The 25523-nt window shown below is 69.9% G+C and carries 23 protein-coding genes; 12 read left to right on the plus strand and 11 right to left on the minus strand.

Features of this window, described 5'->3' with window-relative positions; translation table 11 throughout:
• The 3 genes from CAL11_RS08915 (at window position 1) to CAL11_RS08925 (ending at window position 2216) form a co-directional block, all read left to right on the plus strand.
• Window positions 1–981, plus strand: a complete 981-nt coding sequence (locus CAL11_RS08915; RefSeq protein WP_086092702.1) for a Bug family tripartite tricarboxylate transporter substrate binding protein — start codon at window positions 1–3, stop codon at window positions 979–981.
• Window positions 982–992: 11 nt separating this feature from the next.
• Entirely contained in the window at window positions 993–1865 is an 873-nt protein-coding gene (locus tag CAL11_RS08920; protein WP_086092703.1) for an N-formylglutamate amidohydrolase, read from the plus strand.
• 99 nt (window positions 1866–1964) lie between these two features.
• Complete coding sequence (locus tag CAL11_RS08925; RefSeq protein WP_068925869.1) at window positions 1965–2216, plus strand: hypothetical protein; 252 nt, start codon at window positions 1965–1967, stop codon at window positions 2214–2216.
• Window positions 2217–2224: 8 nt separating this feature from the next.
• Here CAL11_RS08925 and CAL11_RS08930 read toward each other — a convergent pair whose 3' ends face one another.
• Window positions 2225–2608 (minus strand): Rieske (2Fe-2S) protein, encoded by a 384-nt coding sequence (locus CAL11_RS08930; protein WP_033467194.1) that lies wholly within the window; start codon window positions 2606–2608, stop codon window positions 2225–2227.
• Window positions 2609–2658: 50 nt separating this feature from the next.
• Window positions 2659–4476 (minus strand): ABCB family ABC transporter ATP-binding protein/permease, encoded by a 1818-nt coding sequence (locus CAL11_RS08935; protein ID WP_086092704.1) that lies wholly within the window; start codon window positions 4474–4476, stop codon window positions 2659–2661.
• Window positions 4477–4622: 146 nt separating this feature from the next.
• Here CAL11_RS08935 and CAL11_RS08940 point away from each other — a divergent pair, with 146 nt between their 5' ends.
• Together CAL11_RS08940 and CAL11_RS08945 are read left to right on the plus strand one after the other, a co-directional pair.
• On the plus strand, window positions 4623–5450 hold the full coding sequence (locus tag CAL11_RS08940; RefSeq protein WP_033467191.1) for an aldo/keto reductase: 828 nt from the start codon (window positions 4623–4625) through the stop codon (window positions 5448–5450).
• A gap of 47 nt (window positions 5451–5497) precedes the next feature.
• Window positions 5498–6478: an aldo/keto reductase gene (locus CAL11_RS08945; protein ID WP_086092705.1), complete on the plus strand. Its 981-nt coding sequence runs from the start codon at window positions 5498–5500 to the stop codon at window positions 6476–6478.
• Here CAL11_RS08945 and CAL11_RS08950 read toward each other — a convergent pair.
• Together CAL11_RS08950 and CAL11_RS08955 are read right to left on the minus strand one after the other, a co-directional pair.
• Complete coding sequence (locus CAL11_RS08950) at window positions 6475–6687, minus strand: hypothetical protein (protein ID WP_033467185.1); 213 nt, start codon at window positions 6685–6687, stop codon at window positions 6475–6477. The two genes, CAL11_RS08945 and CAL11_RS08950, sit on opposite strands and share 4 nt — an antisense overlap.
• Entirely contained in the window at window positions 6684–7865 is a 1182-nt protein-coding gene (locus CAL11_RS08955) for a PepSY-associated TM helix domain-containing protein (protein WP_086092706.1), read from the minus strand. The genes CAL11_RS08950 and CAL11_RS08955 overlap by 4 nt, the downstream gene beginning before the upstream one ends.
• A gap of 163 nt (window positions 7866–8028) precedes the next feature.
• Here CAL11_RS08955 and CAL11_RS08960 point away from each other — a divergent pair, with 163 nt between their 5' ends.
• Window positions 8029–8763, plus strand: coding sequence for a metallophosphoesterase (locus CAL11_RS08960; RefSeq protein WP_086092707.1), 735 nt, complete (start codon window positions 8029–8031; stop codon window positions 8761–8763).
• Window position 8764: 1 nt separating this feature from the next.
• Here CAL11_RS08960 and CAL11_RS08965 read toward each other — a convergent pair whose 3' ends face one another.
• Together CAL11_RS08965 and CAL11_RS08970 are read right to left on the minus strand one after the other, a co-directional pair.
• Window positions 8765–11377: a penicillin-binding protein 1A gene (locus CAL11_RS08965; protein WP_086092708.1), complete on the minus strand. Its 2613-nt coding sequence runs from the start codon at window positions 11375–11377 to the stop codon at window positions 8765–8767.
• Between the two features lie 135 nt (window positions 11378–11512).
• Window positions 11513–13426, minus strand: a complete 1914-nt coding sequence (locus CAL11_RS08970; RefSeq protein ID WP_068925876.1) for a S9 family peptidase — start codon at window positions 13424–13426, stop codon at window positions 11513–11515.
• 159 nt (window positions 13427–13585) lie between these two features.
• Between CAL11_RS08970 and CAL11_RS08975 the strand changes: the two genes are divergently transcribed.
• A complete protein-coding gene (locus CAL11_RS08975) occupies window positions 13586–14038 on the plus strand; it encodes a BPTD_2524 family lipoprotein (protein WP_003810861.1) in 453 nt (150 codons plus the stop codon).
• Window position 14039: 1 nt separating this feature from the next.
• Here the strand turns inward: CAL11_RS08975 and CAL11_RS08980 are convergent, their stop codons facing one another.
• Complete coding sequence (locus tag CAL11_RS08980) at window positions 14040–14450, minus strand: PaaI family thioesterase (protein ID WP_033465805.1); 411 nt, start codon at window positions 14448–14450, stop codon at window positions 14040–14042.
• 96 nt (window positions 14451–14546) lie between these two features.
• Here CAL11_RS08980 and dinB point away from each other — a divergent pair, with 96 nt between their 5' ends.
• Window positions 14547–15632 carry a DNA polymerase IV gene (gene dinB / locus CAL11_RS08985; protein ID WP_033465803.1) on the plus strand — a complete coding sequence of 362 codons (1086 nt, stop codon included), beginning with the start codon at window positions 14547–14549 and terminating at the stop codon, window positions 15630–15632.
• A 22-nt stretch (window positions 15633–15654) separates the two neighbouring features.
• Here dinB and CAL11_RS08990 read toward each other — a convergent pair whose 3' ends face one another.
• A complete protein-coding gene (locus tag CAL11_RS08990; RefSeq protein ID WP_033465802.1) occupies window positions 15655–16119 on the minus strand; it encodes a GatB/YqeY domain-containing protein in 465 nt (154 codons plus the stop codon).
• A 147-nt stretch (window positions 16120–16266) separates the two neighbouring features.
• On the opposite strand from CAL11_RS08990, the gene hmpA reads away from it, so the two are divergent.
• From hmpA to CAL11_RS09005, 3 genes are all read left to right on the plus strand, one after another.
• Complete coding sequence (gene hmpA / locus CAL11_RS08995; protein ID WP_086092709.1) at window positions 16267–17475, plus strand: NO-inducible flavohemoprotein; 1209 nt, start codon at window positions 16267–16269, stop codon at window positions 17473–17475.
• Window positions 17476–17518: 43 nt separating this feature from the next.
• Window positions 17519–17956, plus strand: coding sequence for an Rrf2 family transcriptional regulator (locus tag CAL11_RS09000; protein ID WP_167382471.1), 438 nt, complete (start codon window positions 17519–17521; stop codon window positions 17954–17956).
• Window positions 17957–18071: 115 nt separating this feature from the next.
• Window positions 18072–19325, plus strand: a complete 1254-nt coding sequence (locus CAL11_RS09005) for a D-amino acid dehydrogenase (protein WP_086092711.1) — start codon at window positions 18072–18074, stop codon at window positions 19323–19325.
• A 100-nt stretch (window positions 19326–19425) separates the two neighbouring features.
• Here CAL11_RS09005 and CAL11_RS09010 read toward each other — a convergent pair whose 3' ends face one another.
• Genes CAL11_RS09010 through imuA form a run of 3 tightly spaced genes read right to left on the minus strand, consistent with a single transcriptional unit; the run spans window position 19426 to window position 24702 of the window.
• Window positions 19426–22584 carry an error-prone DNA polymerase gene (locus CAL11_RS09010; protein WP_086092712.1) on the minus strand — a complete coding sequence of 1053 codons (3159 nt, stop codon included), beginning with the start codon at window positions 22582–22584 and terminating at the stop codon, window positions 19426–19428.
• A gap of 8 nt (window positions 22585–22592) precedes the next feature.
• Entirely contained in the window at window positions 22593–23978 is a 1386-nt protein-coding gene (locus CAL11_RS09015; RefSeq protein ID WP_086094540.1) for a Y-family DNA polymerase, read from the minus strand.
• Window positions 23979–23994: 16 nt separating this feature from the next.
• The gene (imuA, locus tag CAL11_RS09020) at window positions 23995–24702 is read right to left on the minus strand and encodes a translesion DNA synthesis-associated protein ImuA (RefSeq protein ID WP_033465813.1); all 708 of its coding nucleotides are present in this window, start codon (window positions 24700–24702) and stop codon (window positions 23995–23997) included.
• 110 nt (window positions 24703–24812) lie between these two features.
• Between imuA and ypfH the strand changes: the two genes are divergently transcribed.
• A complete protein-coding gene (ypfH, locus tag CAL11_RS09025; protein ID WP_068925895.1) occupies window positions 24813–25517 on the plus strand; it encodes an esterase in 705 nt (234 codons plus the stop codon).
• The last annotated feature ends 6 nt before the right edge of the window (window positions 25518–25523 follow it).

A 25523-nucleotide genomic window follows, 5' to 3' on the forward strand; every position in this document is an offset into this window, starting at 1 on the left:
ATGTTCCGCCGCGATTTCGGCCGCGCCGTGCTGGCCGGCCTGCTTGCCACTGTTTCCTGTTCCGCGCCGGCGCTGGCCGCGGACTTTCCCGCGCGTCCGATCAAGCTGGTGGTGCCGTTTGCCGCCGGCGGCTCCACCGACATCGTGGCGCGCCTGGTGGCCGAGTACGCCGGCCGCGAGCTCAAGCAGACCATCGTGGTCGAGAACAAGGCGGGCGCCGGCGGCTCGCTGGGCATGGAGCAGGTGGCGCGCGCCACGCCCGACGGCTACACCATAGGCATGGCGACCATGAGCACGCACGGCTCGAACCCGGCCGTGTTCCGCAAGCTGAACTACGACCCGGTGAAGGACTTCGCGCCGATCGCCAATGTGCTGGCCGTGCCCAGCATCTTCGCCATCAATCCCGGCGTGCCGGCCCAGGACATGCAGGCCTTCGTGGCGCTGGCCAAGGCCCAGCCCGAAAAATACAGCTTCGCCTCGCCGGGCATCGGTTCGCTGGGACACGTGAACATCGAGAACTTCATGATGCTCGCGGACATGCGGCTGTTGCACGTGCCGTACCGGGGCGCGGGTCCGGCGCTCAACGATGTGATGGGCGGCCAGGTCGATGCGATCACCGACAACCTGTCCTCGACCCTGCCCCAGGTGCGGGGCGGCAAGCTGCGTGCCCTGGCGGTGCTGGGTCTGGAGCGCTCGCCGTTGCTGCCAGACGTGCCGACCTACAAGGAGTTGGGCTACCCTGAAATGGGCACGGGCGGCTGGTTCGGCCTGGTCGCGCCGGCCGGCACGCCGCCGACGGTGATCGAGCGCCTGAACGCGGCGGTGCGCGCCGCGATGAACGACGCCGAGTTCCGCAGGAAGGCCGAGGAAGTCGGCGGCACGCTGATGCCCACCACGCCGCAGGAGTTCCAGCAGCAGATCGACGAGGCGCTGGCGCGTTATGCCAAGGTCGCCAAGGCCGCCGATATCCAGGCAGATTGAGGATCCGAACCATGAGCGCAGCGCCGATCACGCCGTTTTTCCGTCACGCCCCGGCCGGCGAGGCCTTGCCGCTGGTGTGCGACTCGCCGCACAGCGGGGTGCAGTATCCGGCGGATTTCGGCGCGGCCGCCGACCTGACGCGCCTGCGCCAGGGCGAGGATACGCACGTCGAGGCGCTCTGGGATGCGGCGCCGCGCCTGGGCGCGACGCTCATCGCGGCAAATTTTCCGCGCGTGTACATCGATCCCAATCGCACGCTGCAGGACCTCGATCCGGATCTGCTGGCCGAGCCCTGGCCCGAGCCGCTGGCGCCGGGCGAGAAGACCCGCCTGGGCAAGGGGCTGATCTGGAGCCGGCTGGACCCCCATACGCCGATCTACGACCGGCGCCTGGGGCTGGCCGAGGTGCGCCACCGCATCGACGCCTATTACCGCCCCTACCATGCCGCGCTGGCCGAGGCCGTGCGACAGGCCTGCGCGCGCTTTGGCGGCGTCTGGCACCTGAACCTGCATTCCATGCCCAATGACGCCTACGAGCGCCTGGGCATCGCGAGCACGCGGCCGCTGGCCGACTTCGTGCTGGGCGATCGCGACGGTACGACCTGCGAGCCGGGGCTGGTGGCGCTGATCGAGGCGCAATTGCTGGCGCGCGGCTACACGGTGGCGCGCAACGATCCGTACAAGGGCGTGCAGCTGATCGCGCAGATCGGCCAGCCGGCGCTCAACCGCCACAGCCTGCAGATCGAGATCCGCCGCCCGCTGTACATGGATGAGCGCACGCGCGAGCGCAATGCGGGATTCGAGCGCCTGCGCCGCGACGTGAGCGAGGTGCTGGCCAGCGTGGCCGCCTATGTGCGCGACCGGGTGGCGGGCGCGCCGGCCTGATCCTGCCGCGGCGCGTCGGCGCGCGCCGGCTTAAGTTCCGGGCGCTGCCTGCCGTAATGGAGGTATCGCGGCAAGCGCCGCCAATCAGGCCAGGGCGCCATGGTTCAGAAGGTCCTCAACGGTTTCGCCGTCGTCGCGTTCGCCACCCAGCCCGAGCACGGCATGCCGCCGCGCGCGTTCATCCAGACAGCGCCCGTGGACGACGCCGGGCAGGCCGAGCCGCAGGTGTTCGAGATTTTCCTGGCGCGCCGCTTTCGCAGCGCGGTGGAAGCCATGTCGGCGGCGCGCAACGCGCTGGACCGGGTGGTATCGGTGGACCAGGACGGCGTACCGGCGCCGCTGCCGGACTGAGGAATGCGCTAGCCGCGCGGCTGGATCCTGCCGCTGGGCAGCCAGTACACCGCCACGCCATCGGCATCCGGCCGTTCGTCGACCTGCAAGGCCGTCAGGCGGCCGTTCCTGCACGGGCCGCCGACGCACAGGCCGGTGTCCGGCTCGTAGGTGGCGCCATGGCGCGCGCACATGATGAGATCGCCGGCGCGGGTGAAGAAACTGTTCTCCCAGTCCAGCTCGACGCCGACGTGCGCGCAGCGGTTCAGGTAGCCGTAGACCTGGCCGCGGTAGCGCACGAAGAACGCGCTGGCCTGGCCTGCGCCGTCGGTGACCGGGACTTTCACGCCCAGGCCGCCGTCGACCAGGTCGGTGGCGGCACAGACGCGTACGGCGGGCGTGGAATCAGTCATGGCGGCAGGGGCGGCAAAAGCGCGCATCTTGGGCATCGCGGCGGCGCTTGTCAATCGTCCAGGGCCACGGCGGCCGGGCGGTTGGCTTCCTGCTGGCGCGCCCACATGCCGGCGTAGATGCCGCCCTGGGCCAGCAGCGCCTGGTGGCGGCCGCGCTCGACCACGCGGCCATCGCCCAGCACGATGATTTCATCGGCGTCGGCAATGGTGGACAGGCGATGGGCGATGATCAGGGTGGAGCGACCCTGGCTGACCTCGCGCAGGTTGGCCTGGATTTCGCGTTCGGTATGCGTGTCCAGGGCGCTGGTCGCCTCGTCGAACAGGAAGATGGATGGGTTCTTGAGCAGCGTGCGCGCGATGGCCACGCGCTGCTTCTCGCCGCCCGACAGTTTCAGGCCACGCTCGCCCACCATGGTGCGGTAGCCGTCGGGCATGGCCATGATCAGGTCGTGGATGTGGGCCAGCCGCGCCGCCGCCTGGACTTCGCCGTCGCTCGCGCCGGGCCGGCCGTAGGCGATGTTGTAGTGGATGGTGTCGTTGAACAGGACGGTGTCCTGCGGCACGACGCCGATGGCCGCGCGCAGGCTGGCCTGGGTCACGCCGCGCACGTCCTGCCCGTCGACCAGGATGGCGCCGCGGTCGGCGTCGTAGAAGCGAAACAGCAGGCGCGCCAGCGTCGACTTGCCGGCCCCCGACGTGCCGACCACGGCCACGGTCCTGCCGGCTGGAATGCGGAAGCTGACGCCCTTGAGTATGGGGCGGCGCGGGTCGTAGCCGAAATACACGTCGCGGAACTCCACCGCGCCGCCTTCCAGCCGCAGCGCGAGCGCGCCGGGCGGGTCGGCGATTTCGCGCCCTTCGCCGAGCAGTTCGAACATGCGTTCCATGTCGATGAGGGCCTGCTTGATTTCGCGGTAGATGAAGCCGAAGAAGCTGAGCGGGTCGTACAGCTGCAGCAGATAGGTATTGACTAGCACGAAATCGCCCAGGGTGTAGCGCCCCTGGGCGATGCCGCGGGCGGCCATCCACATGACCAGCGTCAGGCCGGCCGAGATGATCACGGCCTGGCCGATGTTCAGAATGGACAGGCTGACCTGGCTGCGTACCGCGGCGCGTTCGTAGCGGCGCAGCGAGGCGTCGTAGCGTTGCGCCTCGTGCTCTTCGTTGCCGAAGTACTTGACGGTTTCGTAGTTCAGCAGGCTCTCGACCGCCTTGGTGTTGGCCTCGGAGTCGGTCTCGTTCATCTGGCGGCGAAAGCGCGTGCGCCATTCCGTGACCACCAGCGTATAGGCCAGGTACAGGGTGACCGTCACGCCGGTGGCCAGCGCGAGCCAGCCGTCGAACATTTTCCACAGCACCGCGCACACCAGGCCGATCTCGAACAGCGTGGGCAGCACGTTGAACAGCAGGAAAGTCAGCAGGGTCTGGATGCCCTTGGTGCCGCGCTCGATGGCGCGCGTCAGTCCGCCGGTCTGGCGCGCCAGGTGAAACCGCAGCGCCAGCGCGTGCAGGTGCCGGAAGATCTGCAGGCCCACCGCGCGGATGGCGTGCTGGCCGACGCGGGCGAACACGGCGTCGCGCAGCTCGGAAAACAGCAGCGACAGCACCCGCGCGGCGCCGTAGGCCAGGATCAGTCCCAGCGGCACCGTGACGGCGCCGGGCGCGCCGCCGCCCAACCGGTCGACCGCTGACTTGTAAAGAATGGGTACATACACGACGGCCGCCTTGGCCGCCAACAGGCACAGAATGGCGATGACGACCCGGGCTTTCAGGCCGGGGCGGCCGGCGGGCCAGAGATAAGGCGCCAGCGTGCGCAGGGTGGCCAGGCTGTTTCGCCCGGCTGGAGTCGGAGAGGGGGATGGCATCAATGGCAGGGGCGCCCGCCTGGAAAACAGGGCCGGAAACAGGCTTTCACATTGGCATTATGGGCCACGGGGTTATCATCCGCGAGAATGTCCTGCAAGAGTGTCGGATTTTTCATCCCATCAGATTCATCTACACCAGGGAGGGTTTTATGGCGCAAGTACCGGTACTGAAGCTGAACGACGGTAACGCAATGCCCCAGCTGGGCCTGGGGGTGTGGCAGGTTCCTAACGATCAGGCGGCCGCCAGTGTCAAGGCCGCATTGGCGGCCGGCTATCGATCGATCGATACGGCCGCCATCTATGGCAACGAGGCCGGCGTGGGCGAGGGGCTGCGCGCCGCGGGGGTCGCCCGCAAGGATTTGTTCATCACCACCAAGCTGTGGAACGACCGGCATGGCTACGACGAGGCGCAGCGCGCCATGGACGAGAGCCTGCGCAAGCTGGGCCTGGCCTACGTAGACCTGTTCCTGATCCACTGGCCGGTGGCCGGCAGCGACAAGTTCGTCGATGCCTGGCGCGCCATGGTGGCCATGAAAGAGGACGGGCGGGCCCGCTCGATCGGCGTGTCCAACTTCACGATCGACAACCTGCGGCGCCTGGTGGAGGAAACCGGCGTGGTGCCGGCGGTCAACCAGGTCGAACTGCATCCGGGGTTCGCCCAGCGCGAGCTGCGCGCGTTCCATGCCGAACAGGGCATCGCCACCGAATCGTGGAGCCCGCTGGGCCAGGGCGCCGTCATGCACGACGCGACGCTAGCCGCGATCGCCGCGCGCCACGGCAAGTCGGCGGCGCAGGTGACGCTGCGCTGGCATCTGCAGAATGGCCTGATCGTGATTCCCAAGTCGGTGACGCCGGCGCGCATCCAGGCCAACATCGATGTATTCGACTTCGAGTTGTCGGCCGACGAGATGGCCGACATCGACGCCTTGCCGGAAGGCCCGCGGCTCGGGCCCGACCCCGCCACCTTCACCGGCTGATACCCGCGACGCCGCCCCGGAAGGGGCGGCCAAGGAGCTTGGAGACCATGGAATACGTACGACTGGGCAGCACCGGACTGAAGGTGTCGCGCCTGTGCCTGGGCTGCATGACCTACGGCGAGCCGGCGCGCGGCAACCATGCCTGGACGCTGGATGAAACGCAGAGCCGGCCGTTCTTCCGCCAGGCGCTGGATGCCGGCATCAATTTCTTCGATACCGCCAACAGCTACTCGGACGGGACCAGCGAGGAGTTCCTGGGGCGCGCCCTGCGCGAGTACGTGCCGCGCGACGAGGTCGTGGTGGCGACCAAGGTGTTCTTCCCCTTGCGCAAGGACCCCAACAGCGGCGGGCTGTCGCGCAAGGCGATCATGCGCGAGATCGACGCCAGCCTGAGGCGGCTCGGTACCGACTATGTGGACCTGTACCAGATCCATCGCTGGGACTACGACACGCCCATCGAGGAGACGCTGCAGGCCCTGCACGATGTGGTCAAGGCCGGCAAGGCGCGCTATATCGGCGCTTCCTCGATGCATGCGTGGCAGTTCGCCAAGGCGCTGTACCTGGCCGACCGGCATGGCTGGACGCGTTTCTCCACCATGCAGAACCACTACAACCTGTTGTACCGCGAGGAAGAGCGCGAGATGCTCAAGCTGTGCCGCGCCGAGGGCGTGGGCGTGTTGCCGTGGAGTCCCCTGGCACGCGGCCGCCTGACGCGCGACTGGGCCGAGGGCAGCGCGCGCGCCGACACCGACGAGGTGCTCAAGCGGCTCTACAGCGCCACCGAGCAGGCCGACCGGGCGGTCATCGACGCGGTGGGCGAGGTGGCGGCGCAGCGCGGCGTCTCGCGCGCGCAGGTGGCCATGGCCTGGCTGCTGCGCCAGCCGGCGGTGACCGCGCCCATCGTGGGAGCGAGCAAGCCGCGTCACCTGGAAGACGCGCTGGCGGCGCTGGCCCTGCGCTTGACCGACGAGGAGGCGGCGCGCCTGGAAGCGGCCTATGCGCCGCATCCGGTGGCGGGATTCGCCTAGGCGTTGCGGCGCGGGCCGGGGGCGGGGCGGCGTTCGCGCGGGACGATCCAGAAGCGCGCGATCACCGCCAGCAGCCAGGCCAGCGCCAGCCACGAGGCCCAGTGCCACACGCCGGTGCCCAGCAGCGCGGCGAGCAGCCCGAATATGCTGAGCGCGCCCAGCACGATGGGCATGCCCCAGACGAAATAGAAATGCTGGCGCGGCGTCATACGGGCGTCCTTTGCGGCTCGGCCGCCTGCCGGTGGCGGCGCACCAGCTCGGCCACGCGCGCGTCGGTGGCCTTGCGGCGCGCCAGCCACAGGTAGAGGCCGCTGGCCAGCACCACGATGGTGACCAGGTCGAGCAGGGCCCAGATGATTTTCAGCGGCATGCCGCCGTAATCGCCGAAATGCAGCGGGCGCGACAGTTCCAGGACGGTGAGGTACCACGGCATTCTGGCGACGGCGGCCAGCTCGCCGCTCTTGCCGTCGACCAGCACCGGCGTGTTCAGCTTGGAGGTCAGCGGCGTATTGCCCTTTAGCCAGACGATAAAGTGCTGCGGGCTGCCGAAGGCATTGCCGGGATACGAGATGCCGGTCAGGGCGCGGTCGGGCACGGCCGCCAGCGCCGTGTCGGCGGCGCGCTGCGGCGCCGACAGCTCGGCCGGACGGGGAACGGGCTTGCCCTCGTAAGGGGCCGTCATGGCCTGCAGTTCGGTCTGTTGCCAGAGGCGGAACAGCGGCGTGGACAGCTCGTTGATGACGCCGGTCAGGCCGACGACGAAGGCCCAGACCAGGGTGACGATGCCCAGCAGGTTGTGCAGGTCCAGCCATTTCAGGCGGTTCGAACGCGAGGCGCGCACCGTGCCGAAGTCCAGTTTCTTCATGAACGGGCCGTACAGCACCACGCCCGAGACGATGGCAATGACGAACAGCAGGCCCATCAGGCCAAGAAACAGTTCGCCGGCCAGGCCGGCGTAGAGATCCACGTGCAGCGCCAGCATGATGCCCATGAAGCTGAAGCGGTCGGCCGAATACTTGGGGCCGTCGTGCAGGATGTCGCCGGTGCGGGCGTCCACGCGCACCGCGTGGCCGGCCTCGACCGCCTGGCCCAGCCTGGGCGTGAAGCCGACATAGACCTGGGGTTCCTCGTCGTCCAGGAAAACGTAGTCGATGTATTCGTCGGGGTAGAGCGCCTGGGCGCGCGCGACGATGGTGTCGAGGCTGGCGTTGGGCGTGCCGTCCGCCACCTGGGCCACGGGCTTGCCCTCGTCGAGCAGGTGCTCGATCTCGTGATGGAAGACCAGGGGCAGGCCGGTGATGCAGATGATCAGCAGGAAAAGCGTACAGACCAGGCTGGTCCATTTATGGACGAGGTACCAAGTCTTGATGGTCGACGCTGTACTCATGGAATGATGGAAGTGGGCCTAAAAGCGGAAAAGTATCACGAATAATATTTATTCTCATCAGTTTTTTGTAAGCTGGCCGTATGGACCGGGGCGCGCTGGCCTGTCGCCATCCGGGTTACAGTGACGGCACCGATTCTTTCCAGGGATTCGGCCCTGGCTTGCGATGTCCCCGAACCTGCAGCACCCCGCTTTCCTGCGCTTGCCGCGCAATCCTTCCGGACGCGATTTCGCCGTGGGCGATATCCATGGCCATTTCTCCCGCCTCGAGCAGGCGCTGGACGAATGCGGCTTCGATCCCCGGCGCGACCGCCTGTTTTCGGTCGGCGACCTGATAGACCGGGGGCCGGACAGCGAGGCTGCGGTGCAGTGGCTGTCCCGGCCGTGGTTCTACGCCGTGCAGGGCAATCACGAGGACTATGCGATCCGCCATGTGCGCACCGGCCTGGTCGACCAGGACAATTGGCGCAGCTATGGCGGCGGCTGGTTTCTCGATGCCGCGCCCGAGCGCCAGCGCGCCTGGGCCGGCGCGTTCGCGGCCTTGCCGGTGGTGATCGAAGTGGCGACGCAGGCCGGCCCGGTGGGCTTGCTGCACGCCGATTGCCCGGTGCGGGACTGGAGCCGGCTCGAGGTTTTCCTGCAGGCGCGGCCCAAGCGGGCCCGTTCGGTCTGCCAGTGGTCGCGCGAGCGGCTGGCCAGCGGCGACGAGCGCGGCGTGGATGGCATCCGCGCCGTGGTGGCGGGCCATACGCCGGTCAGCGAGCCCGTGGTGCTGGGCAACGTCTATCACATCGACACCCAGGGCTGGCGCCCGCATGGCTATTTCACCCTGCTCGATCTCGCCACGCTGAGCGCGTGGCCGCGTCCGGCGCGGGCCGGCGCGCCGGACGCGCCCGGCTGAGCTAGAGCGGCGTGGCGCCGACCCGGCCCGGCAGGGTGACGGGCTGGGCCGAGGCGCCGCCGTCGGCGGGCGCGGCAGGCGGCGCGGAAGCGGCCGCGGGCGAGGCGTCCAGCGGCAGGCTGGCCGGCGTGGCCTGTCCGTCGGGCAGGTCGGCGCGGGGCACCGGAATCGGCGGAATGGGCAGCCGCCCGTCCGGCGAGGAGCCGGCCGGTGGCTGCCCGGGCTGCTGCACGCGCGCGGGCGCGCCGTCGCTGGGGCGCATATTGTTCAGGAAGTCGGTCAGCTCGTCGCCGCTGGACAGATCCAGCGCGGCCACGGCCTGCCCGGGCGGGAATTCGCTGAAGTAGTACTCGCCGTTGTCGACCAGCAGGCCCTGCGGGCGCGGCGCGCGCGGCGCCTGGGGCGTGCCCTTGAGCGTGGGCTGTTCGTAGTCGAGCCAGGTGGACAGCGCCAGCCCGCTGCCGAATTCGTTGGTGCCCAGCGAGCGGGGCTGGTCGAATCCCATCCAGACGGTCGTGGTCTGCTGCGCGGTGTAGCCGGAGAACCAGACGTCGACCGCGTCGTTGGTGGTGCCGGTCTTGCCCGCGATGTCGTTGCGCTTGAGCGTGCGATAGACGCGCGCGGCGGTGCCCTTGGTGGTGGTGTCGTGCATGATGTCGTCGATCACCCAGGCCGTGCGCGGGTCTATGGCGCGCGCGGTTTCGTCGCCGGCCTTGACCGGCGTGGTCTGCATCAGCACCTTGCCGGCGCGGTCGGTGACGCGGTCGATCAGGTAGGGGGTGACGCGGTAGCCGCCGTTGGCGAACACGCTGTAGGCGTTGGCGACTTGCAGCGGCGTGGCGCCGCCGGCGCCCAGCGCCAGCGGCAGCACGGCGGGCCAGCGCGCCTGCTCGAAGCCGAAGCGGGTGAGATAGTCGCGCGCGTACTCGGGGCCGATGGCCTGCAGGATGCGGATCGACACCATGTTCTTGGACCGGTACAGCCCTTCGCGCAAGGTGAGCATGGGCTCGTAGCGGTTGCCGTCGTTCTTGGGCTGCCAGGCGCGCGAGCCGGTCTGCTCGGCGGTCAGCATGAAGGGCTGGTCGTTGACCTGGGTGGCCGGGGTCATGCCGCGCTCGAGCGCGGCGGCGTAGACGAACGGCTTGATGGTGGAGCCGGGCTGGCGCCACGCCTGGGTGACGCGATTGAACGAGCCGCGGTGGAAATCGAAGCCGCCTATCATGGCGCTGATCGCGCCGTCGGCCGGCGACATCGACACCAGGGCCGCCTGCAGCGCCGGCATGTTGATGATTTCCCAGGTGTCGTCGTTCTTGTGCAGGTACACCACCGAGCCGCGCCGGATGCGCTGCGCATCCTTGGCGCCGGGGGCCAGCGCGCGGGCCACGACGGCCAGCGCTTTCTTGTCGTCGACGGTGACGATGTCGGCGGCGGTGCGGGCCACGGTCACCGAGGTGGGGCTGGCCGACAGCACCACGCCGGCCAGCAGGTCGTCGCTGTCGGGCGCCTGGTCCTGCACGCTGTCGAGGATTTCGTCGAACGCCTGGGCGTCCTGCTCGATGCCGTCGGGCAGGTCGATCTGCGCCTGCGGGCCGGGGTAGGGCGCGCGCCGGGTGTAGTCGAGCACGCCCGCGCGCACCGCGCGATAGGCGGCCTGCTGGGCCTTGGAATCGATGGTGGTGTAGACGTCGATGCCGTGCGTATAGGCGCCGTCCTGGTAGACGCTGTACATCAGCTGGCGCACCAGCTCGGCGGGATACTCGCCGTGGACGGCGAAGCCGTGCGCCGGGCCGCCCTCGCTGCCGCGCAGCACGATGGGCTGGGCGCGCGCCTCCTGCACCTGCTCGGGGGTCAGGTAGCCCAGCGTCTGCATGCGGCCCAGCACATATTGCTGGCGCGCGGTGGCGCGCGGCAGGCTGGCCAGCGGGTTGGCGCGCGAGGGCGCCTTGGGAATGCCGGCCAGCATGGCGGCCTCGGCCGGGGTGACCTCCGACAGCGGCTTGCCGAAATAGGTGCGCGACGCGGCGGCAAAGCCGTACGAGCGGTGGCCCAGGTAGATCTGGTTCATGTAGAGCTCGAGGATCTGGTCCTTGGTGAGCTCGGCTTCGATCTTGTAGGTGAGCAGCAGTTCGTAGAACTTGCGCGAGTACGTCTTCTCGGAGGACAGGTAGAAGTTGCGCGCCACCTGCATGGTGATGGTGCTGCCGCCCTGGCTCTTGGACAGCTTGACCATGTTGGTCAGCACGGCGCGCGCCACGCCCATCCAGTCCACCCCGCCGTGCTGGTAGAAGCGGTCATCCTCGGCGGCCAGCACGGCCTGCCTCATGACCTGCGGGATTTCGTCGGCGCGCAGCACGTTGCGGTGTTCCTCGCCGAACTCGCCGATCAGCACGCCGTCGGCCGTATAGACGCGCAGGGGCACGCGCGGCCGGTAGTCGGTCATGGCGTGCAGCTCGGGCAGGCTGGGCCAGGCCAGCGCCAGGGCCAGCCCCAGCGCCAGCGCGCCGGCCGCGCCCAGGCCGGCCACGGCCACGCCCGCTTTGATCAACAGGGATTTGCGAAACAGCCGCGGCCCGCCGGGCGGGGGCGGCTTGGGGGATTGCGAAGACGTATTCATCGGTGCCGATTCTAGGGCAGAACACCATAGACCGGCATCTGGGGGATTTGGTTTCCGTAACCAAACGTGCACGGCGCCCGGCCGGCGTAATGCGGGACGGATTGATCCGGCCCCCCGCCGGGGCGGGGGCCGGGCTTATGGCTTGAGGTGCTCGGTGAAGAATTTTTCCATGGCGGCGTAGAACTCGAACTTGTTCTCGTCGTTGTGGAAACCGTGGCCCTCGTTGTCCTTGACCATGTACTCGACCTCGACGCCGCGCTGGCGCAGGGCCTGGACGACCTGGTCGCTCTCGGCCTTGTTGACGCGCGGGTCCTTGGCGCCCTGGGCGATGAACAGCGGCGTCTTGATGCGGTCGACGTGCAGTGCGGGCGAGGTGGCCTCCAGGCGCGCCTTGTCGCGCACCGGGTCGCCCACCATGTCCTGCATCTTGGCCAGCAGCGGCTTCCAGTAGGGCGGTATGGTGTTCATGAAGGTGAACAGGTTGGATACCCCCACGTAGTCGACCGCCGCCGCGTACAGGTCGGGCGTGAAGGCGACGCCGGCCAGCGTGGCGTAGCCGCCGTAGCTGCCGCCGTAGATGCCGATGCGCCGGGGGTCGGCGATGCCCTGGTCGATCAGCCATTGCACCCCGTCGGTGATGTCGTCCTGCATCTTCAGGCCCCATTGGCCGAAGCCGGCTTCCCAGAACTCGCGGCCATAGCCGGTGGAACCGCGGAAGTTCATCTGCAGTACGCAGAAGCCCCGGTTGGCCAGGAACTGCACTTCCGGGTTGTAGCCCCAGCCGTCGCGCGCCCATGGCCCGCCGTGCGGGTTGACGATGCAGGCCAGGTCCTTGGGCGCGCGGCCGGCCGGCAGGGTGAGATAGCCGTGGATGGTCAGGCCGTCGCGGCTCTGGTAGCTGATGGGCCGCACCGGCGCCATGTCGGCCTCGGGGATGGCGGGATTGATGTCGGCCAGCTTGTGCAGGCTGTCGCGCCGCGCGTCGTACAGGTAGCGCGATCCGGGCGTGCGGTCGTTGTAGGCGGCCACGATGAAGGTGTTCTCGTCGCGGTTCCAGCCCTGCAGCGCGAAGTCGTAGCCGGGCAACGCGCGCGCCAGCCGGTCGTACAGGGCCTCGGTCTCGGCGTCGAAGAATCGGTGGCGCGGCTTGTCGGTCTGGTAGGAGGCGACGGTCAGCACCTTGCGCTTGCGCGAATAGCCGGCCGCGTCGAGATCCACCTCGTCCGGTTCGAAGACGGGTTCTTCCGCGTCGGGCGCGGCCGGGTCGATGACCACCAGGGCCAGCTTGTCGCGGCCGCGGTTGCTCAGGGCGTACAGTTTCCTGTCGTCGAAGGTGAAGAAGGCCGGGCTGACGCTCACGCGATAGTCGGTGGTGATGAGCGGGCGAAACGGCGCGGCCTCGTCGTCGCGGTAGAGCAGGGTGGTGTTCAGGCCGTCGCTGGTGATGGCGGCGCGCACCTTGCCGGCATGGTCGGTCTGCCAGCCCACCACGTTGCCCGGGTTCTGCGCGACCAGCTCGGCCGCGCCGGTGCGCACATTGACGCGGTAGACGTCGAACACCTGCGGATCGCGCTGGTTGTGGCTGACCAGCACGTGGTCGGGGTCGTCGGGCAGATCGTCCTCGATCGAGGCGCGCACCCCCTCGTAGGGGGTGAGGTCGGTGACCTGGCCGGTGCGGGCGTTGACCGCCAGGACGTGGAAATTCTCGTCGCCGCCGAAGTCTTTCTGGTAGAGCACGGTGTCGTCGCCCTTCCAGAAGAAATTGCTGATGTCGCGCGCGGTTTCGCTGGTCAGCTTGCGCGGCTCGCCGGCCGGTACGCCGTCGGCCAGCGCCTGCACGTAGATGTTCATGCGCGGCGGCTGGCCGTCGATGCTGACGGGCTGCATGAAGCCCAGCGTCTTGCCGTCGTCGGCCAGGCGGAAGTAGCCGCGCTCGGGGTTGCGGAAGAAGTCCTTGAGCGGATAGGCGCGCGGGGGCTGGGCGGCCGCGCCCAGCGTGGTGCCGATCAGGCCGGCGGCCAGGACGGTGCGCTTGATGAGGGTGAGCAAGGGGAACCTCCGGAGAATGCGGGCGCGGCGCGGCCGCGCGATACGGCGTTGGGCGTGCCGCCGGCGCCGGCGACCGTGTCGATCATGCCACAGGCGCGCCGGCAGTGTCGAACGGCCCCGATATGCGGGATAATCGCGCCCATGTCATCGGGAGAAATCATGCGCATTGCACGGATTGCCGCGGTTGCGGGGGTGGTGGGGCTGGCTGGCTGCTCGGTGGGCACCGCGCCAGGGGCCGGCGCCGTGTCCGGCAACTACAAGCTGCAGACCAACTATCAGGACGCCTATCGCTATGCGACGGTGCAGGCCGAGCGCTGCCTGGTCGGCCAGGGCGGCTACCGGGTGGTGGGCGAGCTCGACGACAACGCGCGCACCGGCCTGGTGCGGGTCGTGGCGCCGTTCTTCGACGGCGAGATGGCGCGCGTGGAAATCGGCGCCATCGATGCGCACAGCTCCAACGTCTATATCGGCATGTGGGGCAAGAGCATCTGGAACACCGACGCGCTGCGCGCCATGCGCGAAGCGGTCGTGTACGGCGTGCCGTCCTGCGTGGCCTATATGCCGGGCGATCCGGCGCCGACCGAGGAAGTCTGGCGCCTGCCCAACCGCTAGCTCAGTCGCCGCCGGGGCGGCGCTGGATGATCTTGAACGTGGCGGTGGCCTTGGCCACCAGTTCGCCGGCGCCGTCGCGGATTTCTCCCTCGCAGAAGGCGATCGACGCGCCGCGGCGCAGGCAGCGCGTTTCGATGACCAGGTCGCCGCGGCCCGGGGACATGAAGCTGGTGTTCATGTCGATGGTGGCCACGCCGACTTCGGGGGTGTCGCCGCGCACGGCGGCGCCCAGGGTGAAGTCCAGCACGCTCATCAGCGTGCCGCCATGGACATCTCCGCGGCTGTTGACCAGGTCGGCGCGCGCCGGCAGCCGGGTGCGGGCGGTACCGTTGCCCGAATGTTCGGGAACCACCCCGAGCAACTGCATGAAGGGAATGGTCAGGCCGAAAAAGTCGGTGTTAGGTGTCGACATGATGGTAGGGGTTGCGTGACGGATCTGTAGTAAAGGTAAGAGGCGGGCCATAATATCGCTTTTTCCGGCCGCGGCAGGCGGCGACGCTTTTCAGTCATGTCCCAGCTCCAGCGCAAAATCGTGCACATCGACATGGATGCGTTCTATGCGTCGGTCGAGCAGCGCGACAATCCGGCATTGCGCGGCCTTCCGGTCGTGGTGGCCTGGACCGGGCCGCGCTCGGTCGTGTGCGCGGCCTCGTACGAGGCGCGGCGCTATGGCGTGCATTCGGCGATGGCGGCGTCGCGCGCGCAGCGGCTCTGTCCGGACGCGGTCTACGTGCCCCCCGATTTCAATCGCTACCGCGAGGTGTCGCGCCAGGTGCGCGCCATTTTCGCGCGCCATACCGACCTGATCGAGCCGCTTTCGCTGGACGAGGCCTATCTGGACGTGACGTGCAACAAGCTGGGCCTGGCCTCGGCCACCGAGGTGGCGCAGATCATCCGGCGCCAGATACGCGAGGAGACCGGCCTGACCGCCTCGGCGGGCGTGGCGCCCAACAAATTCCTGGCCAAGATCGCCTCCGACTGGAACAAGCCCGACGGCCTGTTCGTGATCAAACCGTCGCGCGTGCTCGACTTCCTGCAGCCCCTGCCGGTGCGCAAGGTGCCGGGCGTGGGCAAGGTCATGCAGGCGCGCCTGGAGCAACTGGGCATCCAGACCGTGGGCGACCTGGCCCGCCATTCGGCGGCCGAGCTGGAACAGCGTTTCGGGCGCTATGGCGTGCGCCTGTACGAGCTGGCGCGCGGGATCGACGAGCGCGCGGTGCAGGCGGACCAGCTGGCGCAGCAGGTTTCGGCCGAGACGACCTTCGACACCGATCTGGCGCTGGAGGCCCTGGGCGAGGCGCTGGAGCGGCTGGCGGCCAAGGTATGGGAGCAGGGCGCGAAGAAAGGGCGCATCGGGCGCACCACGGTGCTGAAGCTGAAGACCGACCGGTTCCGCATCCTGACGCGCAGCCTGACGCTGATGCAGCCGCCGGGCTCGGCGGCGGAGCTGGCGGCGATTGCGCGCCAGCTCTGTACCCGGGTGGACCTGCCGGCGCACACGCGCTACCGGCTGGCCGGGGTGGGGATGAGCAATTTCCCCGACGCCCAGGCCGAGGCGCCGCGCCAGGCGGAGCTGTTCGGCGACGCTTTCTAGGCGGCCTGGCCGGCCGCGCGCCCTAGGGGACCAGGCGCGCCTTGACCTGCTGCGACAGCGCGGCCATGTCGGCGCGTCCGGCCAGCTTCTGTTTCAGGATGGCCATGACCTTGCCCATGGCGGGCGCGCCCGTGACGCCTTGCGCGCCGACTTCGGCCAGCGCGGCGTCGACGGCGGCGGCCACTTCCTCGGGCGCGGCCGCCTGGGGCAGGAATTCCTGCAGCACGGCCAGCTCGGCTTTCTCGTGTTCGGCGGTTTCTGTGCGCCCGGCCTGCTCGAACGCGGCGATCGATTCGCGCCGCTGCTTGACCTGCTTCTCGATGACAGTGGTGATTTCGGCGTCGCTCAGGTCGCGGCGCTCGTCGACTTCGCGCTGCTTGATGGCGGCCAGCAGGAAGCGCAGCGTGGCCAGGCGCTCGGTGGCCTTGGCGCGCATGGCGTCCTTGACCGAGTCGGACAGGCGGGCTTTGAGCGTATCGTGGCTCATGACGGAATCCTTGGATAGGTGACGGCAAGCCGCTATTTTCGCCGGCCGGGGGCGGGGCCGCAAACGACGCGCCATGCGGGGCCCGATAAAAGATGTAGAATAAATGCATGTTTTGATTTTTCGCAGCCACATCGAAGGAACCGCAGTATGTTGAGCCCCGAAGTCCGCGCGCTGGTCAAGGCCACCGCGCCCGTCCTGAAAGAACACGGCGAGGCGCTGACGCGCCATTTCTATACGCGCATGCTGGGCGGCAACCCCGAGCTGCGCCAGCTGTTCAACCAAGGCCACCAGCAAAGCGGCCAGCAGCAACAGGCGCTGGCCGCCGCGGTGGCGGCCTATGCCGAGCACATCGACGATCCCTCGGTCCTGCTGCCGGTGGTCGAGCGCATCGCCCACAAGCACGTCAGCCTGGGCGTGCGCGCGGAGCACTACGCCATCGTCGGCAAGCATTTGCTGGCCTCGATCCGCGAGGTGCTGGGCGAGGCGGCCAGCGACGAACTGATCGACGCCTGGGCGGCCGCCTATGGCCAGCTGGCCGATCTGCTGATCGGACGCGAGCGCGCGCTGTACGCCGCCGCCGCTGCCCGCGATGGCGGCTGGACCGGCTGGCGCGCCTTCAAGGTCGTGCGCAAGACGCCGGAAAGCGCCGAGATCACCTCGTTCTACCTGGCGCCGGCCGACGGCGGCGCCACGCCCGACTACCTGCCCGGCCAATACGTGTCGGTGCGGGTCTACGTGCCCGAGCTGGGCCTGATGCAGCCGCGCCAGTACAGCCTGTCCGAGGCGCCGGGCATGCCGGGGCAGTTGCGCATTTCGGTCAAGCGCGAGGCCGGTTCGCCCGCCGGCATGGTGTCGGGCACGCTGCACAACCGCATCAACGAGGGCGATGTGCTGGACGTCTCGCCGCCGCAGGGCGATTTCACGCTGGATGCCGAGGACGGCCGGCCGGTGGTGCTGCTCAGCGGCGGGGTGGGGCTGACGCCGATGGTGTCCATGCTCAACCACCTGACGGCGCGCGACGACGGCCGGCAGATCCGCTTCGTGCATGCCTGCCGCGAGGCCGGCGTGCATGCGATGAAGGAGCACATCAATGCGCTGGCCGCCAAGCGGCCGAATGTGCGCAAGGCGGTGTTCTACGAGCGCGTGGGCGCGGACGACCGGCGCGGCGTCGACTACGACTACGAAGGCCGGGTCGACCTGCATGCGATCCGCGACGAGGTGATCCTGCCCGACGCGGATTACTACCTGTGCGGTCCGTTGCCCTTCATGCAGGCGCAACGGCGCGCCCTGGCCGACCTGGGCGTGGCCGAGCACCGCATCCATGCCGAAGTGTTCGGCACCGGCGGCGTGGCATAGCGGTGTATGCTTGCCGCGTCCCGCCGCCCATCCCGCGCCAGCCATGCAACTGAACCGCTTCACTGACTTCGGCCTGCGCGTCATGATGTACCTGACGCAATGCCGCGACCGCACCGTCCCCGTGACGATTCCCGAAATCGCCGCGCGGTTCGAGATTTCGCGCAACCATCTGGTCAAGGTCGTGCATTTCCTGTCGCAGCAGGGCTGGATCGTGGCGACGCGGGGCAAGGGCGGCGGGCTGCGGCTGGCGCGCGACGCGGCCGATTACCGCATCGGCGAACTGGTGCGCGTGCTCGAGGACCAGGGGGCGCTGGTCAATTGCGCCCAGCCCCCCTGTGTGCTCAATGGCGCCTGCCGCCTGAGCGGCGCGCTGGCCGAGAGCCTGCAGGCGTTCTACCGTACGCTGGATGGCTATACGCTCGAGGACCTGGTGCGCGCGCCCACGGCGCTGGCCATCGTGCGCCTGCACCGGGCCGCGTAGGCCGGGCCGCGCCGGCGGCCAACCTTAGGTTATGGCCGCTGCCCGGATTGCTATTTGGCGCGGCGCGCGCCGCTATCCCACAATGACGCCTGGATGATTTTTTGCGGGATATGACATGCGCGTCTGCGTCGTTGGCGCTGGTGTGGTGGGGGTGACGTCGGCCTATTTCCTGGCGCGCCAGGGGCACGAGGTGGTGCTGGTCGACAGCCATGCGCAGCCGGCCGAGGTGTCGAGCTACGCCAACGGCGGGCAGCTCAGCTACAGCTATGTGGCGCCGCTGGCCGGCCCCGGCGTGCTGCCCAGCGTGCCGGGCTGGCTGCTGCGCAGCGATTCGCCGCTGCGCTTCCGGCCCCGGCTGGATCCGCATCAGTGGCGCTGGTGCCTGCAGTTCGCGCTGGCCTGCCGCGCTTCGGTGGCCGAACGTTCGACCGCGCAGCTGCAGACGCTGTCCTACCTCAGCCGCGACGTCATGGACGGCCTGCTGGCGCAGGAAGAACTCGAATTCGGCCATGTGCGCAACGGCAAGCTGATCGCCTATCGGGACCACGCCTTGCTGGAGAAGGCCCGCCGGCTGGTGGCCTACCAGGCCTCGCTGGGCGCCGAGCAGCAGGTGCTCGATGCCGCGCAGACGCTGGCGCTGGAGCCGGCCCTGGCCGGGCTGGGCGCCAACCTGGCCGGCGCCGTCTACACCCCGAGCGAAGAGGCCGGCGATTGCCGCCAGTTCACCGAAGCGCTGTTCGCGCGCCTGCGGCAGCTGGACAACGTGCAGTGCCTGATGTCCAACCCGGTGCGCGGACTGTGGCGCGAAGGGCGGCGCATCGTGGCGGTGCAGGCCGCGCAGGGCGATATCGGCGTGGACGCGGTGGTGCTGGCCACCGGCGTGGGCACGCGCGCCTTGCTCAAGCCGTTGGGCCAGGACGTGCCGCTGTATCCGCTCAAGGGCTACAGCCTGAGCGTGCCGCTGCCGGTCGGCGATACGACGGCGCCCGCGATCAGCGTGACCGATTACGAACGGCGCATCGTTTATGCGCGCATCGGCCGCGTGCTGCGCATTGCCGCCATGGTGGATATTGGCGGCACCGACGCCACCATCGAGCCCGCGCGCATCGACCTGCTCAAGCGGCAGGTAGCCGAGGCGTTTCCGCAGCTGGACCTGGGCCAGGCCGTGGCCTGGGCGGGCCTGCGGCCGGCCACGCCGACCGGCAAGCCGCTGATCGGCGCCAGCCGCGCGGCCGACAACCTGTGGCTGAACATCGGCCAGGGCGCGCTGGGCTTCACGCTGGCCTGCGGCAGCGCGGCGCTGCTGACCGCCCAGATGTCGGGCCTGGAACTGCCCATCGACGCCACGCCGTTCGCGCCCCACCTTTAGCGTGCCTGTCCCCGCATGGGGACAGGCATCCGCTGAATCTGGGCGTGCCTGCGTTGCACCGGGACAGGCCCCCCACCGGCACCCGCTGCGTTTTCCGCGTTCAGTGGAAGTTGCGGCTGGAGGCGGCCAGGCCATCCTGGCTGAGCTGGCCCAGCAGGCTGCTCAGGTCGACCAGGCGCTGCGCCACCAGGTGGCGCACGCCATCGATGCTCTGCCAGGTTCCGTAGATGCCCAGGAGCGTGGCGCCCAGCAGTTCGCGGCGCTGCCGTTCGATCAGCTCGGGGCGCACCACGGCATTGATGGGCCCGGTTTCGTCTTCGAGCGTGACAAAGATGGTGCCCTTGGCGGTCTGCGGCCGCTGGCGCACCGTGACGATGCCGCAGGCGCGCGCCAGCCGGCGATTGGGGTAGGTGTCGAGGACCGCGGCAGTCTGGAAGTTGCGCGCGGCCAGTTGCGGCCGCAGCAGCGCAAGCGGATGGCGGCCCAGGGTCAGCCCGACGCTGCGGTAGTCGGCGGCGATGGCCTGGCCTTCGGACGGCGCCGGCAGCGCGGGCGTTTCGGTTTCGACGATCACGGCTTCGCGCAGCAGGTCGCGGCTTTGCGCGCTGGCGGCCGCTTGCCAGCTGGCCAGGCGGCGATGGCCGGCCAGGGTGCGCAAGGCATCGGCGGCGGCCAGTGCGTCCAGCGCCTGGCGCGGCAGCGCGGCGCGGCGCGCCATGTCGGCGGTATCGGCGAAGGGCTGGCGCGCGCGCGCCTGTTCGATGGCGCGAGCGCTGTCTTCGCGCAGCCCCTTGACCAGGTTCAGGCCCAATCGCACGGCCGGCCGCGCCGCGCCCGGCGCGTCCTGCAGGCAGGCTTCCCAGCCGCTGTGCACCACATCGGCCGGCAGCACCCGAACGCCATGGCGGCGGGCATCCTGCACCAGTTGGGCCGGCGCGTAGAAGCCCATGGGCTGCGAATTCAGCAGGGCCGCGAGAAAGGCCTCCGGCTCATGGCATTTGAGCCAGGAACTGGCGTAGGCCAGCAGCGCGAAGCTGGCGGCATGGCTTTCGGGAAAACCGTATTCGCCGAAGCCTTCGATCTGGCGAAACAGGGCCTGCGCGAATTCGGCCGTATAGTTGCGCGCCAGCAGGCCGCCCACCAGCTTGGCCCGGAACTTGTCGACGCCGCCCTTGCGCCGCCAGGCCGCCATCGAGCGGCGCAGGGCGTCGGCTTCGCCGGGCGTGAAACCGGCGGCGTCGACCGCGATCTGCATGACCTGCTCCTGGAAGATCGGCACGCCGAGCGTGCGCGCCAGCGCCTTGCGCACCGCCGGCCCGGGGTAGGTGATGTCTTCGCGCCCCTGGCGCCGCCGCAGGTAGGGGTGCACCATGCCGCCCTGGATTGGGCCGGGCCGCACGATGGCCACCTGCACCACCAGGTCGTAGTATTGACGCGGCCGCAGGCGCGGCAGCATGCTCATCTGCGCGCGCGACTCGATCTGGAAGACGCCTATCGTGTCGGCCGCGCAGATCATGTCGTAGGTGGCGTTGTCGTCGGGCGGAATCTCGTGCAGCGCCAGCGGCCGGCCGCGCCGCTGGCCGACCAGCGCCAGCGCGCGGCGCAGCACCGACAGCATGCCCAGCGCCAGCACGTCCACCTTCAGCAGCCGCAGCGCGTCGAGATCGTCCTTGTCCCATTGCACCACGCTGCGCCCGGGCATGGCGGCATTCTCGATCGGCACCAGGCGCGACAGCTTGCCGCGCGAGATCACGAAGCCGCCGGGGTGCTGCGACAGGTGGCGCGGAAAACCCATCAGCGTTTCGGCCAGCTCGGCCCATTGGCGCGCCACCCGCGAGGCCGGGTCCAGGCCGCAGGCGGCGAGCGAGCGCAGCATTTCCTTCTTGCCGTCCCACCATTGGTGCGCGCGCGCCACGGCGTCGATGATGGCGTTGTCCACGCCGAGCGCGCGCCCGGTATCGCGCAGCACGCTGCGCGGCCGGTACGAGATGACCACGGCGGTCAGGGCGGCGCGCTGGCGGCCGTATTTTTCGTAGATGTACTGGATGACCTCCTCGCGCCGCTGGTGTTCGAAGTCGACATCGATATCGGGCGGCTCGTTGCGTTCCTTGCTGATGAAGCGTTCGAACAGCGTGTTGCCGCGCTCGGGATCGACCGCCGTGATGCCCAGGCAATAGCAGACCGCCGAGTTGGCCGCCGAGCCGCGGCCCTGGCACAGAATGCCTTGCGAGCGGGCGTAGCCGACGATGTCGTGGACCGTGAGGAAATAGGCTTCGTAGCGCAGCTCGGCGATCAGGCCGAGCTCTTTCTCGATCTGGGCGGCGACCTGCGGCGTCATGCCATCGGGAAAGCGTTGCCGGGCGCCCAGGTAGGTCTGCTGGCGCAGGTAGGAGGCCGGCGTATGGCCGGCGGGCACGATTTCGTCGGGATATTCGTATTGCAATTCGTCCAGCGAGAAGGTGCAGCGCCGCGCGATGGCCAGCGTTTGCGCCAGGGCCTGGGCCGGATAGAGGCTGGCCAGGCGCAGGCGCGAGCGCAGGTGGCGTTCGGCGTTGACGGCCAGGTCATAGCCGCACTGGCCGACGCTGCGTCCGGTGCGGATGGCCGCGAGCGTGTCGTGCAGGGGCTTGCGCGAACGGCGGTGCATCTGCGCCTGGCCCAGCGCGACGATGGGCAGGCCGCTGGCGCGGGCGGCGTGCTCGACGGCGGCGCGGTGCAGGTCGTCGCGGCAATGGTGCAGCAGGGTCAGGCCGATCCAGGCGCGGCCGGGGCATTGCGCGGCCAGCCAGCGCGCCTGTTCGGCCAGGCGCTCGGCGGCCAGGCCGGGCGGCGGCGTCAGGATGGCCAGGCAGTCGGGCATGCCGCGCAGATGCGCGTTGTCGCCGGCGGGCGCTTCGATGTCGGCCGGCGTCAGCAGGTACTGGCCCTTGGCGGCGCGGCCGCGCCCCAGCGTGATCAGTTCGGCCAGGTTGCCGTAGCCTTCGCGGTTCTGCGCCAGCAGGGTCAGGCCCAGCGGCGGCACGTCGGCGCCGGCCTGCAGGATGAAGCTGCTGCCGATGATGAGCGGCAGTTTTTGCTCGCGCGCCTCGACGTGGGCGCGCACCACGCCGGCCAGCGAGCATTCGTCGGTCAGGGCCAGCGCGGCGTAGCCGAGTTCGCCCGCCCGCGTGACCAGCTCCTCGGGGTGCGAGGCGCCTTGCAGGAACGAGAAGTTCGATTGGCAATGCAGTTCGGCGTAGCCGGGCAGGGCGGCGGACATGGCGCTTCTCAGGCAAACAGGCCGTGCAGGAACCAGCGCGCCTGGCGGGCGTCGCGTTCGCGGTACAGCCAATAGCGCGCCCCGGCGGCGTCCTCGGCCACGAAGTAGTCGCGCACGGTCAGGGCGGCGTCCCACCAGCCGCTTTCGATGCGTTCGGGGCCGCGCACCAGGCGCAGCGCCTGGCCGTTATGGCTGGGGCGGTGCTGCTGCATGCCCAGGGGCTGGGCGGGAGACAGCAGCCAGAAGGGGCGCTCCAGCGGCTCGGGCTGGCCCGTGGCGGGGCCCGCCGGTGGCGGGTCGTGCGCGGCCTGCCAGCGGTTGGCCTGTTCGGGACGGTGATCGGCCGCCGGGCGGGCGCGCAGCACCCGTTCGCGGCCCAGGCGGGCGCCCAGCAGGTCGAGCAGGCGGGCATGGTCGGCCGGGGTGCCGCCGGGCTCGGGGAACAGGCAGGTGCTGGCGGCCGGCTGGGGCACGGTGTCGGGCGCGTGCAGGCCGACGGCGATGGCCGGCGCGGGCAGGACCAGGCGCCCCAGCCGCTCGCGCAGCAGGCCGAGCAGATGGGGCGTCTGCCAGGCCGGCTGGGCCAGCGCCAGCGTCAGTTCGGTGGGCGCGCAGGCGCGCCGGCCGCGCTCGTGGTCCAGGCGCAGCACGATGCGCTCGACCGCCCGCTGGTGCGCCGCTAGCCAGCCGCTGAGTTGTTCGCACAGGCGTTGCGCGACATGCAACAGGGCCGGCGCGTGTTCGACATAGTCCATCAGTTCGATGCGGCGTGCGAAGCTGGCGGGCGGCCGGACCCAGGCATGGGCCTGGGCGGCCTGGCCATAGGCGGCGTCCAGCGCGCGCAGCAGCTCGACGCCGCCGCGTCGCTGCAGGCCGCCGCGCGGCAGGGCGCGCAACTGGCCCAGCGTCTGGCAGCCGATATCGTGCAGCCAGTCCAGCCGCGCCTGGGCCGGTGGCAGCAGCGCGGGCGACAGGCGGTCGAGGCGGCGCGCCAGCGTGGCGTCGCGCAGGACGCGGCGCGCGGCGCCGCGGGCAGGGTCGCGCGCCAGCAGCCAGGCGCCGGCCGCATGCGGCGCCATGCCCAGGCTGGCATCCAGGCCGAGCGTGCGCAAGGTGGCGGCGACACGCCGGTGCAGGGCGCGCGGGCCGCCGAAGACCTGCAGGCTGGCGCCGACGTCCAGCAGCACGCCGTCTTCGGCCAGGGCGACCTGCGGGGTGTATTGCAGCAACGCCAGCGCGGCATCCTGCAGGGTCTGCGTTTCGGCCGCGGGCGCGCGTTCCAGCAGGATGGCCTGTGGGGCAATGGCCAGCGCGCCGGCGCGCCGCATGCCGGGCCGGATGCCGGCCAGGCGCGCGGCGGGCGAGCAGGCGCTGACGCATTCGCGCTCGAGCACGGCGCACACGCCCTGGTCACGAGACCAGTGCGGGCGTACGGCGTCCAGCGACAGGCTGCGCAGGAAGACGGCGATCCAGAGGCGCATGGGGAGCGGGAAAAACGGACAGGCCGGCGCCGGTTTCGAGGCCGATGTGGACAGGGTGTTCGCAGGCGGGGCCGCGGCGCTTGACGATGCGTATCGACAGGCCGCCAGGCGCCGGCGCCAGCGCCAGGCGCAGCACGGCCGGCGAGGCGTGCTGTTCGGCGGCGGCCGGGCGCAGGGCCACGAACAGGGCGTCGCCGCCCTGGGCCGCCAGGTGCAGGCGGCGCAGCGATTCGGGGCGGACCTGCGGCAGCCAGCACAGCAGGGCGGCGCAGCTGCCGGCCTTGAGGATCTGTTCGGCCGCCCACAAGGTGTCGGCGGGCCGTTCGGGCGCCACCCACAGCAGCTGGCGCGGATCCAGCCGCCAGCTTGCCCAGCTGGCGATATGCGGCGCATGCGGCGGTTGCACCAGCGCGATGGCGCGGCGGGCCTCCAGTTGGGCCAGGGCCGGGCGCAGCAGGCGGATCTCGCCGCTGCCAGGCTGGGGCAGCAGCAGTTCGACCAGGGCGCCCAGCGGCCACCCGCCGCCGGGCAATTGGGCCGACAGGTCGGCGTAGCCGGTGGGCAGCTTGCGCGTCGGGCCGTGCGCCAGTTGCGTGGCGCGCCAGAGGGCGGGATGGATGCGTTCGGGGGCCAGCATGGTCAATCTCTATTTCACTGTATGAATATACAGTATTTTTGGGATTACCAGGAGCCGGCGCGCTATAGAATGGAAAATTCCAGGGCCTGGCGGCCCGCCTGGAGTCGTGCATGGTGCCAAGCGCTTCCATCGAAATTCTGCCCAATCCCGATATTCCCGTCCGGCAGCTGTTCATCCTGCTGCATGGCGCCGGCGGCGCGCCGGATGACATGGCCGCGCTGGCCCAGGCGCTGCGCGCCGCCTTTCCCGCTTCGGCGGTGATGATTCCCGAAGGCTTCGAGCCCTACGATGGCGGGCCGCGCGGACGGCAGTGGTTCGCGCTGCAGGGGATCACCGACGAGAACCGTCCCGAACGGGTGGCGCGGGCCATGCCGGCGCTGCTCGATTATGTCCGGGCCGCGCAGCAGCGCTTGGGCCTGCTGCAGTCCGACACGGCGCTGGCCGGTTTCTCGCAGGGTGCGATCATGGCGCTGGAGGCCGTGATCGCGCACGACGGGCTGGCCGGGCGGGTGCTGGCGTTCTCGGGCCGCTATGCGCAACTGCCGCGCAGCGCCCCGCAGTACACCACCATCCACCTTCTGCACGGCGCGGCCGACGCGGTAATGAACGTGGCGCATGCGCAGGCCGCGCAAGAACGCCTGGACACCCTGCATGGCGATTCGACCATCGACGTGGCCACGCAGGTGGGCCATCAATTGCATCCGGCCCTGATCGAGCGCGCCATCGTGCGCCTGCAGACCTGCGTGCCGCTGCGCAGCTGGGAAGAGGCGCTGGGCTTGAAGCAGGCCCCGCCCGACGGCTCCACGCTGCACTGAACGCGC

The sequence above is a fragment of the Bordetella genomosp. 6 genome (assembly GCF_002119705.1).
GTDB lineage: Bacteria > Pseudomonadota > Gammaproteobacteria > Burkholderiales > Burkholderiaceae_B > Bordetella > Bordetella bronchiseptica_F.

What these genes read in the sequence shown, in the direction of transcription:
- CAL11_RS08915 (WP_086092702.1), top strand. Translation starts at nt 1, where the DNA reads ATGTTCCGCCGCGATTTCGGCCGCGCCGTGCTGGCCGGCCTGCTTGCC.
- CAL11_RS08920 (WP_086092703.1), top strand. Translation starts at nt 993, where the DNA reads ATGAGCGCAGCGCCGATCACGCCGTTTTTCCGTCACGCCCCGGCCGGC.
- CAL11_RS08925 (WP_068925869.1), top strand. Translation starts at nt 1,965, where the DNA reads ATGGTTCAGAAGGTCCTCAACGGTTTCGCCGTCGTCGCGTTCGCCACC.
- CAL11_RS08930 (WP_033467194.1), bottom strand. Translation starts at nt 2,608, where the DNA reads ATGACTGATTCCACGCCCGCCGTACGCGTCTGTGCCGCCACCGACCTG.
- CAL11_RS08940 (WP_033467191.1), top strand. Translation starts at nt 4,623, where the DNA reads ATGGCGCAAGTACCGGTACTGAAGCTGAACGACGGTAACGCAATGCCC.
- CAL11_RS08945 (WP_086092705.1), top strand. Translation starts at nt 5,498, where the DNA reads ATGGAATACGTACGACTGGGCAGCACCGGACTGAAGGTGTCGCGCCTG.
- CAL11_RS08950 (WP_033467185.1), bottom strand. Translation starts at nt 6,687, where the DNA reads ATGACGCCGCGCCAGCATTTCTATTTCGTCTGGGGCATGCCCATCGTG.
- CAL11_RS08955 (WP_086092706.1), bottom strand. Translation starts at nt 7,865, where the DNA reads ATGAGTACAGCGTCGACCATCAAGACTTGGTACCTCGTCCATAAATGG.
- CAL11_RS08960 (WP_086092707.1), top strand. Translation starts at nt 8,029, where the DNA reads ATGTCCCCGAACCTGCAGCACCCCGCTTTCCTGCGCTTGCCGCGCAAT.
- CAL11_RS08965 (WP_086092708.1), bottom strand. Translation starts at nt 11,377, where the DNA reads ATGAATACGTCTTCGCAATCCCCCAAGCCGCCCCCGCCCGGCGGGCCG.
- CAL11_RS08975 (WP_003810861.1), top strand. Translation starts at nt 13,586, where the DNA reads ATGCGCATTGCACGGATTGCCGCGGTTGCGGGGGTGGTGGGGCTGGCT.
- CAL11_RS08980 (WP_033465805.1), bottom strand. Translation starts at nt 14,450, where the DNA reads ATGTCGACACCTAACACCGACTTTTTCGGCCTGACCATTCCCTTCATG.
- dinB (WP_033465803.1), top strand. Translation starts at nt 14,547, where the DNA reads ATGTCCCAGCTCCAGCGCAAAATCGTGCACATCGACATGGATGCGTTC.
- CAL11_RS08990 (WP_033465802.1), bottom strand. Translation starts at nt 16,119, where the DNA reads ATGAGCCACGATACGCTCAAAGCCCGCCTGTCCGACTCGGTCAAGGAC.
- hmpA (WP_086092709.1), top strand. Translation starts at nt 16,267, where the DNA reads ATGTTGAGCCCCGAAGTCCGCGCGCTGGTCAAGGCCACCGCGCCCGTC.
- CAL11_RS09000 (WP_167382471.1), top strand. Translation starts at nt 17,519, where the DNA reads ATGCAACTGAACCGCTTCACTGACTTCGGCCTGCGCGTCATGATGTAC.
- CAL11_RS09005 (WP_086092711.1), top strand. Translation starts at nt 18,072, where the DNA reads ATGCGCGTCTGCGTCGTTGGCGCTGGTGTGGTGGGGGTGACGTCGGCC.
- CAL11_RS09010 (WP_086092712.1), bottom strand. Translation starts at nt 22,584, where the DNA reads ATGTCCGCCGCCCTGCCCGGCTACGCCGAACTGCATTGCCAATCGAAC.
- imuA (WP_033465813.1), bottom strand. Translation starts at nt 24,702, where the DNA reads ATGCTGGCCCCCGAACGCATCCATCCCGCCCTCTGGCGCGCCACGCAA.
- ypfH (WP_068925895.1), top strand. Translation starts at nt 24,813, where the DNA reads ATGGTGCCAAGCGCTTCCATCGAAATTCTGCCCAATCCCGATATTCCC.